Below are 12,761 nucleotides of genomic sequence, written 5' to 3'. Positions count from 1 at the left end.
TCCCGGGGTGTCGCCCGCCGGGGCGCCGCGCTCGCCGCTCAGGGCGCGAAGACGCAGAACTCGTTGCCCTCCGGGTCGGCCAGCACGTCCCAGTCCCGGTCCTCACCGCGGCGCTGCACCAGGACCGCTCCCAGCGCGAGCAGCGCGTCGACGTCGCCCACGACGTCGAGGTGCATGCGGTTCTTGACCACCTTCTCCTCCGGGACGGGCACCACCCACAGCAGCGGCCCCGCGCCGCTGGGGTCGACGATCGGTACCGGGTCGGACACCGGGCGGGGGCCACCCGCCCCGACGTGCCGGCGGTAACCCATCGCCCGGCACCACCAGTCCGCCACCGCCTGGTGGTCGCGGGCGTCGAGGCAGAGGTCCTTGAACCGGGAGGGAGCGCTCACCGGAGCATCGCAGCGCACGACGGCGGTCGGCGGCCAGCCGAGGTCGCGGCTGAATCGGAGGTGCGGTCAGCCCGGTGCCGGGAGGTTCCCGGCCGCCGCCTTCTCGGCGACAGAGCCCACCTGCCGGGCGGGGAGGAACTCCACCCTCGCCGGGGGCGGTGGGTCCACCTGCGGGCGGCGGAGACCGACCCCGCACCGCGCGGCGCGGGATGACCGCCCGGTCGTGCGCGGGTCCGGGGGAGGCCGTCAGAGGCCGGGCAGGCCGTCGACGCTGCGGGTGTTCTTCCGCACCCGGTAGGCCTCCATGCCGTCCGGGCCCTTCTTCTCGGCGTTGCGCCGGATCAGGTCGCGCTCGTCGGTGCGGACGTCCATGACGGGTACGCCCCACCCGCAGGAGTCGCTGACGCGGTGCACGTCGACGGTGATCACCGCCCGGGTGCTGGGGTTGGACGGGTGCAGCGCGACGACCTCCTCGAAGGCCGCGGTCCCGGGCAGGTGCACCTGGCCGGTCCCGTGCAGGCGGACGATGCGGGGGCGGTGGTCGAAGGAGGTGAACATGACGCAGATGCGCCCGTTCTCCCGCAGGTGGGCGATCGTCTCGACGCCGCTGCCGGTGAAGTCCACCCAGCCCACGCGGTGCGGGCCCAGGACGGAGAAGGAGTCACCGCCGCGGGGGGAGACGTTGACCCGCCCCTCGGCCGACAGCGGGGCGGTGGCGGTGAACCACATCGGCTGGTCCTCGATCCAGCGCTGCAACTTCTCGTCGATCGCCTCGAACAGCTTGCCCATGACCGCGACCCTAGCCGTGCCCGGTCTCCGGCGGGATCGAGTGCCGGGACCAGCCGGTGCCGTAGTCGTTCGCTAGTCGCCCGCGGAAACTCGGTGACCTCTTCCTGAACGCCGACCGGTTCCCCGTCCAGGGGCCGTGAGCGGTCCGCCCCCACCGCCGGCGACCGCGGGTGGAACCACGTCGTACCGACGATCCCCGGGGTTTCGGTCCCGGGGAGCCGGGCGCGGACCAGTGCCCGCAACCCCACCGCGGGGACCGTGGCCGGGTCAGACCTCCCGGTCCGTGCCGTGTCCGGACGGGGAGTTCGGTTCCTGCGCCGTCGCCGGTCGGCGGGATCCGTTGACCATCCTCAGCAGCACGCCGTTCAGCGCCGCCACCTCCGTCTGGCTCAGGCCCAGTCGTTCCGGCCGGTTCGCCTCCCGCACCGCCGGCCAGACCACGGCCAGCAGGTCCTGACCGGCGGCGGTCAGGGTCAGCGGGTTGCGCCGTCCCTTGTGGCGTTCCCCTCCCCGGGCGATCAGTCCGCGTTCCACCATGCCGTCCAGGACCCCGGTGATGGACTGCGGGCGCACCAGGACCGCCCGGGCCAGTTCGGCCTGGGTGAACTCGACCCCGGTGGCCAGGTGCGAGAGCACCCCGAACTGCACGGGGGAGAGGCCGTGCTCGGCGAACAGCGCCGTCAGTCCACGCTGGGCCTGGTGCGCGGCGCGGATGAGCGACCACGTCACGAGAGCGTCGATGTCGTCTCCGGTCAAGTCCACGGTCGGCTTGCCACCTCCTTGGGTCCGGGGCATCCTCTCACCAACAGGTTCCTGCTACTCAGGGAGGTCCACGTGTCCGCACCCACCGTCCACCACGAACCCGGCGCCACGCCGACGCGGGTCCTGGTCACCGGGGCCACCGGCGACATCGGGAAACCCCTCGTGGAGGACCTCACCGCCCGCGGCGTCCCGTTCCGGGTGCTGTGCCGCCGCCCCGCCCAGGTGCGCGCCTTCACCGAACGCGGCGTCGACGCCGTCCTGGGCGAGTTCGAGGATCCCCGCAGCCTGCGCGAGGCGATGCGCGGGTGCGACCAGCTGTTCCTCAACACCCCCGTCGACGAGCGGCAGTACCACCAGAACCGCGAGGCCATCGACGCCGCCGTCGACGCCGGCGTCCGCCACGTGGTGAAGGTCTCCGCCTCCGACGCCAACCCCCGCTCGGCCATCCCCTGGGCGCGCGACCACGCCCTGGCCGACGAGCACCTGCGCCGCAGCGGCTTGGCGTGGACTCGCCTGCAGGCGAGCGCCTTCACCAAGAACCTGCTGGTGGAGGCGGCGGCCATCCGCCGCGGGTGGCTGCCGCAGACCAGCGGGCACGGAGCCACCGCCTGGGTCGACGTGGCCGACGTCGCCGCCGTCGCCGCCCGCGTGCTCACCGACCCCGCCGTGCAGGGCCGTTCCGGGGAGGACGGCCGCACCTACCTGCTCACCGGGGACCGTCCCCTGTCCTACCCCGAGGTCGCCGGGATCCTCAGCACGGTGCTGGGGCACCGCGTGCGCTACGTCCACGTGCCCGCCCCCGCGTTCTACGGCGTGCTGCGCGCCACCGGCGTCCCCGCCTGGCAGGCCAGGGGCCTGGTCCACCAGTTCGTGGACGTGGTGCGCCGCGGGCAGGACGACGGACGCCTGTGCAGCAGGGACATCCCCGACCTGCTGGGACGACCGGCCACGACCGTCGCCGACTTCGCCGAGGACCACCGCGCTGAGCTCAGCGCCGCCTGAACCGCCGGCCCGGTCGAGCTGCCCGCACCGTCCGCGCAGCGACGCCCGCGGTCCCCGCCCCCGAGGTGCGCCCGGCGCCACCCGGCTCGCCGAGCACGGCGTGGGGCCGGCCTCGGGGAGCTCCCGGGTCCTCGCCGCGCCTACCGGTGGGGTTCGCCGGCCGCGGCGATCTCGCGTTGCGCCCACGCGCCGACGTCGCCGCCCGTCATGGCCAGCGCCAGCAGGTCGGGGAACGCGTCGGGGGTGCAGGCGAAGGCGGGGATGCCCAGTGCGGCCAGCGCGGCGGCGTTCTCGCGGTCGAAGGCGGGGGCACCGCTGTCGGAGAGGGCCAGCAGGACGATCACCTGGACCCCAGCGCTCTTCATCGCCGCCATCCGCTTGACCATCTCGTCACGGACCCCGCCCTCGAAGAGGTCGCTGATGAGGAAGAACAACGTGTCCGCGGGGCGGGTGATGCGTTCCTGCCCGTAGGCGATGGCCCGGTTGATGTCGGTCCCCCCGCCCAGCTGGACACCGAAGAGGACGTCGACGGGGTCGGTGAGGGAATCGGTGAGGTCGACCACTTCGGTGTCGAAGGCGATGAGGGTGGTCTTCAGGGTGCGCATCTTCGCCAGCACCGCCCCGAACACGCTGGCGTAGACGACGGACTCGGCCATCGACCCGGACTGGTCGATCTCCAGGACGACCTCCTTGGCCACGACCTGCTGGCGGCGGCCGTGCCCGACGAGCCGCTCGGGCACCACGGTGCGGTGCTCGGGCAGGTAGTGGGTGAGGTTGGCGCGGATCGTGGCGTTCCAGTCCACGTCGGGGAGGCGGGGCCGGTGGGTGCGGGCGGCGCGGTCGAGGGCCCCGGTCACCGCGGAGGTGGTGCGGTCGGCGACGCGGGCCTCGATCTGGCGCACGACCTCGGCGACGACCTGGCGCGCGGTCTCCTTCGTGCGTTCGGGCAGGACGCGGCTCAGGCTGAGCAGGGTGCCGACGAGGTTCACGTCCGGCTGGACGGCGCCGAGCAGTTCGGGCTCCAGCAGCAGCCGCGTCAGGTCCAGCCGTTCCACGGCGTCGCGCTGCATGACCTGCACGACGCTGGAGGGGAAGTAGGTGCGGATGTCGCCCAGCCACCGCGCCACCCGCGGGGCGGAACCGCCCAGGCCGGCGGAGCGCCGCCCCCGCGTCCCCGCCGACGCGTCGGGGACGTCGTAGAGCGCGGCCAGCGCGGCGTCCACCGCGGCGTCCGCCCCGGCCAGGCGCGGGGCGCACCCGTCCGCGGCGTCGCCGAGCAGCAGCCGCCAGCGACGGGCGCGGCCGGCGTCGTCGACCAGCGGGGCGAGGGCCCCGTCCTCGGCCTCGCCGGTGGTGGTGCCGACGGTCTCGGCGGTGGTGCCCGTGGTGGGGCCGTCGGTGCTCACGCGGGTCCTCCGAGCAGGAGCGCCGCGGTGCGCAGCGCGGGCAGGGCGAGGGCGTCGTCGACCACCGCGGCCGCGGCGGTCGTGGTGGTGGGGCGGCGGGTGACGGCGTCGCCGATGCTGCGGCGCTCGCCGCGGTCGTAGGCGCCGAAGGTGCGGCGCAGCAGCGGCAGGACCTCGGTGAACTCCCGCTCCGGCAGGGAGCACACCCAGCCGTCGAGCAGCGCGAGCAGGTCCGCGTCGTGGACCAGCAGCAGCCCGTCGCGGCCGAGGAACCCCTCGACCCAGGCCGCCTGGGCGGGGGCGGGGGTGCCGACCGAGAGAGCGCGGCGGAGTCGGCGGGCGGCTCCGGCCGGGCTCAACCGCGCGGTGTCGCGCAGCAGGCGGGTGGTGCGGCCGGTGAGCAGACCGTGGACGTCGGTGCGCGCGGAGACCCCGGCCAGCGCGGCCGACCACCGCTCGCTCGCGTCGGGGTCCTCCCACAGGAGGACCGCGGCGTGCACGTCGTCCAGCGCTGCGCGCAGCGCGGTGGCTCCGGCGTCGTCGAGGCTGGTGACCGCCGCCGGGAGCGCCGCGCAGGTGCGCACGAGCAGGCCGCTCGCGACGGCGGTCAGCGCGCTCGCGCTGGTGCCGCGGACGTCGCTGTAGCGGGCGGCGCGCACCAGCGCGGGCAGCGCCGCCATGAGGTGGGCGACGTCGAGGTCGAGCGCGGCGCGCTCACCCACCGCGTCGACCACCACCGGCAGGGCCTCGGGCAGGTCGGCCAGCAGGCACCGCTCGACGAGCGCGGTGAGCGCGGGCAGCGGGGCCCCCGCGGCGTCGGAGACCGCCTTCGCGCTCGCCGCGGCCGCCACCGTGGTGCCCCACAGGGAGGCCTCCACGACCGACACGGCGAGCTCGGGCGCCCACACCAGCCGCCACGCCTCGCGGAAGGTCCCGGTGCTGCGGACCTGCGAGCGGGTGGGCACGCCCCAGTCCACGCCCAGCAGCCGCAGCCGGTGCAGCAGGCGGCTGCGAGCGGCGTCGGTGTCCTTGCGCAGGTCCAGTTCCAGTCCCCGCTCGGCGGACTCCTGCGCCAGCCGCAGCCGCTTGGCGCTCGCGCGCAGGTCCGCGGCCAGCGGGACCGTGGGGGCCCCCTCGGGGACGGAGCCCATGGCCTCGCCGACCACGAGGCGGTCGGTGACGAGCGCGAGCAGGGCGTCGTCCCCTCCGGTCATGACCGCGCGGGTGGCTTCGGTGACCTCGGCCAGCCCGGCCAGGGGCCGTCCGCGCAGGACGGCGAGGGTGTCGGCCAGCCGCACGGCCTCGATGACGTGGGCGCTGGAGACGGGCAGGTCCTCCGCGCGCAGGACCCCGGCGACCCTGGTCAGCCAGCGGGGGACGGGCTCGTCGCGGGCGGTGAACAGGTGGTGGTACCAGCCGGGGGAGGTGATGCCGGCGCCGTAACCGGAGGCGTGCGCGAGCCGGGAGTGCGTCCACGGCACCCAGGTCACGCTGGTGCGCCGCTTCGGGGCCCCGCGCAGCAGGCGGGCGTCGGAGGCGGCGGAGGGCAACGTCCCGGTCAGGGCGGGCGCGTGCCAGGCACCGCAGACGACGGCGACCCGCCGGGCCCCGCCCTTGAGGACCTCGCGCAGCACCTGACGCATGTGCGCCTCGCGGCGGTCCTCGGTGAGCTGCTGCGCCGCCGGCAGCGCGGGTGCCGCGGCGCGCAGTTCGGCCATCGCCTCGGTGAGGACGGCGAAGGGGGTCGGGGTGTCCAGCCGGGACTCCACGACGTCCTCCCACCAGCGTTCCGGGTCGTCGTAGCCGCCCGCGGCGGCCAGGGCGGCCAGCGGGTCGCGGCGCACGCCCAGCAGGTCCGCCGAAGGGGCCGGGGCCGCCGCGTCGGGTTCGCCGCGCTCCCCGGCCTGCTCGGTCCCAGCGGCCTGCCCGAGGTCCTGCTGCGACCCTCCTGGAGCCTCGGTGTCCTCGGGGTCCTCGGTGCCGGTGTCGCGCAGGGCGAGGCTGGTGCTGGAGGGCAGGTCGCAGAAGCGGACCCGCGCGCCACGCTCGTGCGCCCACACCACCGCCTGCCACTCCGGCGAGAACACCGCGAACGGCCAGAACGCCGCGGTGCCGGGCGCGTCGGTGACGTGGGCGAGCAGCGCGACGGGCGGTACGAGGCCCGGGTCGGCGACGAGCGCGGCCACCGGGTCGGCGTCGGCGGGGCCCTCGACGAGGACGACGTCGGGCTGCAGCCGTTCCAGCGCGGCCCGGACCGCACGCGCGGACCCGGGACCGTGGTGGCGCACCCCGAGGACCTCCACGACGGCAGCCGTCGCGGGACCCGCGCCCGCGCCGCCGGTGGACGCACCGGCGGCACCGGGCGTGCCCGTGCTCATCCGCTCACCTCGCGGCACGCGCGGTAGAACGGCGCCCAGTCGCGGCGCTCGCGGACGACGGCTTCGAGGTACTCGGTCCAGACGGCGCGGTCGGCGACGGGGTCCTTGACCACGGCGCCGAGGATGCCGGCGGCGACGTCGTGGGGGCGCAGCTGCCCGTCGCCGAAGTGCGCCGCCAGGGCGATCCCCTGGGTCACCACGGAGATCGCCTCGGCGGGGGAGAGGGTGCCCGAGGGGCTCTTCAGGCGGGTGCGCCCGTCGGTGGTCTGCCCCGAGCGCAGTTCGCGGAAGATGGTGACGACGCGACGGATCTCCTCCGTCGCCGCCGGCACGGGAGGCAGTTCCAGCGCGGTGCCGAGCTGCGCGACCCGGCGGGTGACGATGTCGACCTCCTCGTCCTCGCTCCCCGGCAGCGGGAGCACGACGGTGTTGAAGCGGCGGCGCAGCGCGGAGGACAGCTCGTTGACGCCGCGGTCGCGGTCGTTGGCGGTGGCGATGACGTTGAAGCCCTGCCGCGCCTGCACTTCGATCCCCAGCTCGGGGACGGGCAGCGTCTTCTCCGACAGCACGGTGATCAGGGCGTCCTGCACGTCGGAGGGGATGCGGGTCAGCTCCTCGATGCGGGCGATGGCGGACTGCTCCATGGCGCTCATCACCGGCGAGGGCACCAGCGCGGCGGCGCTGGGTCCCTCGGCGAGCAGTCGGGCGTAGTTCCAGCCGTAGCGGATCGCCTCCTCCGCGGTGCCCGCGGTGCCCTGCACCAGCAGCGTGGAGCGGCCGCTGACGGCCGCGGCGAGGTGCTCCGACACCCACGTCTTGGCGGTGCCGGGGGACCCCAGCAGCAGCAGGGCCCGGTCGGTGGCCAGGGTCGCGACCGCCACCTCGACGAGGCGGCGGGGACCGACGTACTTGGGGCTGATGACCGTGCCGTCGGGCAGGACGCCCCCGAGCAGGTACGTGGTCACCGCCCACGGCGACAGCCGCCACGCCGGCGGACGGGGCCGGTCGTCGGCGGCGGCCAGCGCGGCCAGCTCGGCGGCGAAGGCCTGCTCGGCGTGCGGTCGCAGCACCGCCTCCTCGGGGCGGCCGGTTCCCCCGCCGTTCGCGTCGTGGTCCGGGCTGGTGGTGGGGACGGTCAACGGAGCTCCTCGAGCATCTGGTGGCGTTCGGCCACGGTGTCGGCGACGTCGCTCAGGGCGGCCCGCCAGGGGGTGTCGGCGGGCAGGGCGTCGATGGCGGTGCGGAGGGCGTCGGCGCCGGCGGCGGTGGCGGGCAGCGCGTGCGCGGCCCGCTCCAGCAGGTCGTGGGTCACCCAGCGGCTGCGCCGGGCGGCGCCGAGGAGCCAGCCGAGGACCGCGTCGGCCAGCGGCTGCGGCCACGGGGCGGGACAGGACGCGACCGCCGCCCCGACGCGGCCGCTGGTGCCGTCGTCACCGGTCCCGGTGCGCGTGGCCGCGGCGACGAGCCCCGCGACGGCCGTGACCCGCTCGGCCGCCGGCAGCACGGACAGCAGCGTCGTGTCGTGCTCGGCGCGGCGACCGGCGGCGAGCAGCGCCCGTGCCCAGCGCGCGTCGCGGTGCAGGACCGTGGCCTGCACCCAGGCCCCGTGCAGTTCCGGGCCGAGACCGCCGTCGACGGGCAGCGCCGCCAGCTGCTCGGCGCTCTCACCGAGCGCCTCCTCCCAGGCGGCGGGCGGGGTGAGCGCGACGAGGTGCTGCAGCGCCCAGGTGCCCGGGCCGACGCCGGCGGGGGCGTTGCCGGTGCTCACGGTGGGCAGAGCGGGGTCGGCGGGGTCGGGCAGGGTGACGACGAGGGTGCGTCGCAGCCGGCGCCGCTCCAGGTGCACGGCGGCGGTGGCGGCTCGGCGCACCTGCTGGGTCCACGCCGCCGCCGGCAGCCGCGCGAGCAGCCGTTCGGCGTCGCGGCGCACGTCCAGGCTGCGGTCGGCGCGGGCACGTTCGAGGAGCTCCTCGTCCTCGTCCGCGAGACCGTCGGCCAGCACCGCGACGAAGGCCACGCGGTCCTCCGCCCGTTCCGAACGCCACGCCGAGGCCAGGAGCACGGCGCGGGCCGCCGCCGGATCCCCGTGGCGCAGCCGCCCCAACCAGGCGCGGCGCTCGGCGCTGGTGCCGTGCTCCCAGGTGCTGCTCGGTTCCCGTGCGGGCGGTTCCTGTGCCGTCGGTCCGGGTGCGGCCTGTTCCTGCCCGTCGCGCTGAGCGGGGACGCGGTGGGGGCCGACAGCGGCGTTCCAGTCCTCGCGCAGCGCGGCCAGCCACCAGCCGCGCGCACCGAGCACGGGGGCCAGGGCCGCGGCGACGTCGGTGCGCCGCACGGCCAGGTCCAGCAGGGCGGGCAACCGCGGTGGCGGGACGGTGCAGCCGGCCTCCTCCGCCAGGTGCAGCCACGTCCGCAGCAGGTGATCCGCTCGACCGCTGCCACCACCGCCGCGGGTGGCCGGGTCCAGCCGGGCCAGCAGCGAGCCCAGGCGGACGGCGGCGGCCGCCGGCACCGGGTGCTCACCGCTGCTCGGCGCCGGGGGGAGGGGAGCGCGCCCGGGCAGCGGGGCACGCCCGGCGCGGCGGTAGGTCGTCAGCAGGGCGGCGGCGTCGAGCAGGGTGGTCGCGGCGTCCGCTCCGCCCGTCGCGGTCCGCACCCCCGACAGCGCCGCGGCGACGGGGCCGGGCAGCGCGGTGAGCTCGGCGGGGCGGCGGTCGGTGCCCAGTAGAGCGGCCCCCACGAGCGCGTTCCAGCCCGCTCCGCCGGCGGTTCCGCCGGTGCCGACGGGAGCGGTGTCGACGGGAGCGACGTCGACGGGAGCGGGGCCGGCGTCAGCGGCGTCGGGTGTCGTCACAGCCGGACCAGCCCTTCCCCGGTCACGGCGGCGCTCAACCGCAGCCCGTCCGGGGTCCAGTCCCCGGCGACCGTGCAGGGCAGCCCTCCGGTGACGGCCAGCACCGTCCACACCCCCTCGGACCCGGCGAGAGGTGCGGCGTGCCCGGCGGTGTCCACCAGGGACCACCCGTCCCGTTCCGGTGCGGTGCGCGTGGTCGGTGCGTGCCCCACGGGTGCGGCGAGGGCGACGTCGGCGAGCACCACGGGCAGTTCGCCCAACCACGGGTCCGCGGCCAGCGCGCCGGCCCACCGGGCGTGCGCGGCCCCGACCGTCTCGGCCGCGACGACGCCCAGCGGGCCCGGGTCGCCGTGGCGGGCGCCGACGACCGCGCGCAGCGGGTGCGCGCCGGGGTGGAAGTGCAGGTCGGCCTCGATGCTGGTGGCGGGCACCAGGGAGGCGTCCAGGGGCCGCCCGGGCGGGGCGAAGGACAGCACGACCGCGGTGCGCCCGGTGCGCTCACCCACGAGGTGGGCCCGTCGGGTGACCAGCCGGTCCTCGACGTGGTCGCGCAGGTCCAGCACGCTCCACCGGTCGCGCACGGCGGGCTCGGCGAGGACGTCCTCGGTGCGCACCGGGTAACCGACGCGGGAGCGGACGGTGGCGGCCAGCGGCGCCGGCAGCGTGTCCAGGCGGGCGTGGGCGGCGGTCAGCAGGTGGAGCATCGCGTGCTCCTCCAGCAGGCGCGCGGACCAGTCCGGCCCGCTGACCGCGACCCGCGCGAGCCGGCGGACGGCGGTGGCGAGCGCACCGGCCTGCGCGTCGACCAGGCGCGCGGCGACCGGGTCGGTGCGCTGGTAGCCGGCGTGGTCCGCACCCGCCAGCCCCGTCCGGGCCTGGTCGCGCAGCCACCGCGAGAGCTCCTCGACCCCCGCGGAGGTGCGGGCGGCGCGCTGCTCGACGCGGCGGGCGGCGGCGGCCGGGTCCGCGGGCGGCGCGCCGGGCCGGGCGGGGGGCACGGGGTGCGTGGCCTTCTCGGCGCGGGCGGACAGCCACGCCTCGCCGAAGGCGGCGGGTGCGCTCGCTTCGGGGACGGCTCCCCCGGCCCACAGCAGCAGCAGGCCCAGAGCGTGCTTGCAGGGGAACTTGCGGCTGGGGCAGGAGCACTTGTACGCCGGGCCGGTCAGGTCGACGACCGTCTGGTACGGGGTCTTGCCCGACCCCTGGCACAACCCCCACAGCGCCTCGCCCGTCCCTCCGGCGGGACCGAGGACCCCGGTCTGCGACCACGGGGCCGGCGCGCTGAGCTTGCGCCCAGCGGCGGCGCTCGAGGCGTCGGGAGCCAGCGCGAGCACCTGCTCGACGCTCCAGGGGGTGATCACGATTTCGACGGTATCGACCGCCACCGACACGGGCCGGGTTCACCGGGGACGTTCACCCGGTCGGCAGGCGACCACGCACGTCACCACCACGACCACCGGCACTGGTCGTGTCCGGGGAGGACGTGCCGGGGGGGGCGAGGCCGTGGCCTCCGTCTGCCGACGTGTTCCGCTTGAGACCGGCTGGCGGGGTGGCGCGGGTGCAGCGCGCTCGGCTCAGGTGTCGCCGTGCTGCGCGGCTCCGGCGTGGTGGGCGTGACGGGGTCCGGCTAGGCGGCCTGGGTCTCGCGGGTGTGGATGAGGGTGGCGGCTTCGTAGAGGGGGGCGAGTTCGAGGTCGCAGGTGTCGCAGAGGTGGTGCAGGTCGGTGAGCAGCTCGACGAGGGCCCGCTGCATGTCGTCGGCGTCGCTGTGGCTGACCTGGCCGTGGCGGTGGAGGGCTTCGGCGGCGTAGGTGGCGCGGTGGGCGTTGGTCTGGCGGGCCTGGGCGGCGCGGGTGGCGAGGTCCTCGACGTCGCCCCCCGCGCCGCCGCGCCCGGCGCCGGTCGAGGGAGTGATCTCGAAGCCCGCGCGGGCGTCACCGGGGCCTGCGACGTGGCCCGCGTCCGCGGGTTCGTGGGTGGGGATCTGGGTCATGGCGGGTCCTCCGGTGGGGAGTCCAGGGGTGGGGTGCGAGAGGTGGCGGCGACGCGGCTGGAGAGGTGCGCTGACGGGCCCGCTGGTTCGTGGGCCGTGTCCCCGGGCTCGGTGCTCTGCTGCACTGGGCGGGTCCGTGGAGGTGACCCCGGCGGTGCTGCGCTCGCCGGGACGGGCGTTCGAGCTGGGTCGGGCTGCTGGATCAGCTGGCGGGGTGGGTGACGACGAGGGTGAGGTGGCGATCGCGGTCGCCGGGTCGGCTGGTGGCAGTTCCGGCAGCGGCGCCGGGAGCCTCCCGGGTGGGGGCGGGCACCAGGCGGAGCCCGAGCTGCAGCTCGTGGTGCTGGTCCGCGGGGGGGCGGGGGAGGGCGGCGAGGGGACCGTTCCCCACGGGCGACCCGGTCCCCGACGGGGGAACGGGGTCGCTGACGAGTTCGAGGACCGGTGCAGAGGGCTGAGCGGCGGTGGACGCGCCGTGCCGGGCGGCCTGCAGGTGAGCGGCCCGCACCTCGATGCCCTGCTGCGCGGCGTGCAGCTGCCCGACGTCGAGGCGGGTCGCCGAGCCGGGTGCGGTGGCGGCGGCGTAGCCGGCGAGGCAGCCGAGGAGTACGGCGGTGGGGACCGCGGCGAGCAGGAGGAGAGCGCGTTCGCCGGGCTTGGCGTGGGTGAGCAGGGGGATCAGGGTGAGGGTGGCGAAGGAGGTCAAGCCGACGGTGGCGGCGCGGCGGGTGTCGATGCCGGTGGCCGTGCGATCGCCGCGGGTGGTGGTGCGGGGCACGTCGTCACTCCTGCCTGCTCCAGATCCCGGCTCGCCCGAGGTTCGTCAACCCGGCTGGTGCTGCCGGGGTGTTCACCTGCTGGGCGGGCTGTCACGTTCTGCTCTGCGCTGAGCCTGCCACACCGGCGCGTGGATGGCACGGGATGTGGGGCACGACGCGGGCCCGGTCCGCCCCTCCGGTGCGCGAGGACGTCCCCGCAGCGTCGCCGCCGAGACCACCGCCCCCGGCGAGGTCGTCGATCGCGCCCGTCGATCGCGTCACCGCTCCCGCGGCCGCTGAGCCCGCGCTCGCGGACGGGGAGGTCGTACGGGTGGGGTTGCTCAGGTGCGGTTCGGTGGGCGCAGGACGGTGGGCTCGACACGGCGGCGCCGACGGTGGGGCCGCCGTTCAGGGCCCGGCTGTGCAGGGT

General features: G+C 76.6%; 11 protein-coding genes. 1 reads left to right on the top strand and 10 read right to left on the bottom strand.

The window, feature by feature from the left end:
* Positions 1–38: 38 nt before the first annotated feature.
* From KRAD_RS00870 to KRAD_RS25800, 3 genes are all read right to left on the bottom strand, one after another.
* A complete protein-coding gene (locus KRAD_RS00870; RefSeq protein ID WP_041291816.1) occupies positions 39–392 on the bottom strand; it encodes a VOC family protein in 354 nt (117 codons plus the stop codon).
* A gap of 246 nt (positions 393–638) precedes the next feature.
* Complete coding sequence (locus KRAD_RS00865; protein ID WP_011981334.1) at positions 639–1,181, bottom strand: pyridoxamine 5'-phosphate oxidase family protein; 543 nt, start codon at positions 1,179–1,181, stop codon at positions 639–641.
* 267 nt (positions 1,182–1,448) lie between these two features.
* Entirely contained in the window at positions 1,449–1,943 is a 495-nt protein-coding gene (locus KRAD_RS25800) for a MarR family winged helix-turn-helix transcriptional regulator (RefSeq protein ID WP_049821020.1), read from the bottom strand.
* Between the two features lie 72 nt (positions 1,944–2,015).
* Between KRAD_RS25800 and KRAD_RS00855 the strand changes: the two genes are divergently transcribed.
* The gene (locus KRAD_RS00855) at positions 2,016–2,945 is read left to right on the top strand and encodes an NAD(P)H-binding protein (protein ID WP_011981332.1); all 930 of its coding nucleotides are present in this window, start codon (positions 2,016–2,018) and stop codon (positions 2,943–2,945) included.
* Between the two features lie 140 nt (positions 2,946–3,085).
* On the opposite strand, the gene KRAD_RS00850 is transcribed toward KRAD_RS00855, so the two are convergent.
* From KRAD_RS00850 to KRAD_RS00820, 7 genes are all read right to left on the bottom strand, one after another.
* Entirely contained in the window at positions 3,086–4,264 is a 1,179-nt protein-coding gene (locus tag KRAD_RS00850) for a VWA domain-containing protein (protein WP_049821378.1), read from the bottom strand.
* 83 nt (positions 4,265–4,347) lie between these two features.
* Positions 4,348–6,729 (bottom strand): DUF5682 family protein, encoded by a 2,382-nt coding sequence (locus tag KRAD_RS00845; RefSeq protein ID WP_011981330.1) that lies wholly within the window; start codon positions 6,727–6,729, stop codon positions 4,348–4,350.
* A complete protein-coding gene (locus tag KRAD_RS00840) occupies positions 6,726–7,799 on the bottom strand; it encodes an ATP-binding protein (RefSeq protein ID WP_041292458.1) in 1,074 nt (357 codons plus the stop codon). Before KRAD_RS00840 ends, KRAD_RS00845 begins: the two co-directional genes overlap by 4 nt.
* Before the next feature lie 65 nt (positions 7,800–7,864).
* Positions 7,865–9,580, bottom strand: coding sequence for a DUF5691 domain-containing protein (locus tag KRAD_RS00835; RefSeq protein ID WP_011981328.1), 1,716 nt, complete (start codon positions 9,578–9,580; stop codon positions 7,865–7,867).
* The gene (locus KRAD_RS00830; RefSeq protein ID WP_041292456.1) at positions 9,577–10,941 is read right to left on the bottom strand and encodes an SWIM zinc finger family protein; all 1,365 of its coding nucleotides are present in this window, start codon (positions 10,939–10,941) and stop codon (positions 9,577–9,579) included. Before KRAD_RS00830 ends, KRAD_RS00835 begins: the two co-directional genes overlap by 4 nt.
* 266 nt (positions 10,942–11,207) lie before the next feature.
* Positions 11,208–11,573: a hypothetical protein gene (locus KRAD_RS00825; RefSeq protein ID WP_011981326.1), complete on the bottom strand. Its 366-nt coding sequence runs from the start codon at positions 11,571–11,573 to the stop codon at positions 11,208–11,210.
* 202 nt (positions 11,574–11,775) lie between these two features.
* Entirely contained in the window at positions 11,776–12,351 is a 576-nt protein-coding gene (locus KRAD_RS00820; RefSeq protein WP_041291815.1) for a hypothetical protein, read from the bottom strand.
* Positions 12,352–12,761: the final 410 nt, after the last annotated feature.

This window comes from Kineococcus radiotolerans SRS30216 = ATCC BAA-149 (assembly GCF_000017305.1).
Classification (GTDB): domain Bacteria; phylum Actinomycetota; class Actinomycetes; order Actinomycetales; family Kineococcaceae; genus Kineococcus; species Kineococcus radiotolerans.
The sequence above is the reverse complement of the archived record's forward strand: the minus strand, read 5'-3'. Positions and strand labels throughout refer to the sequence as shown.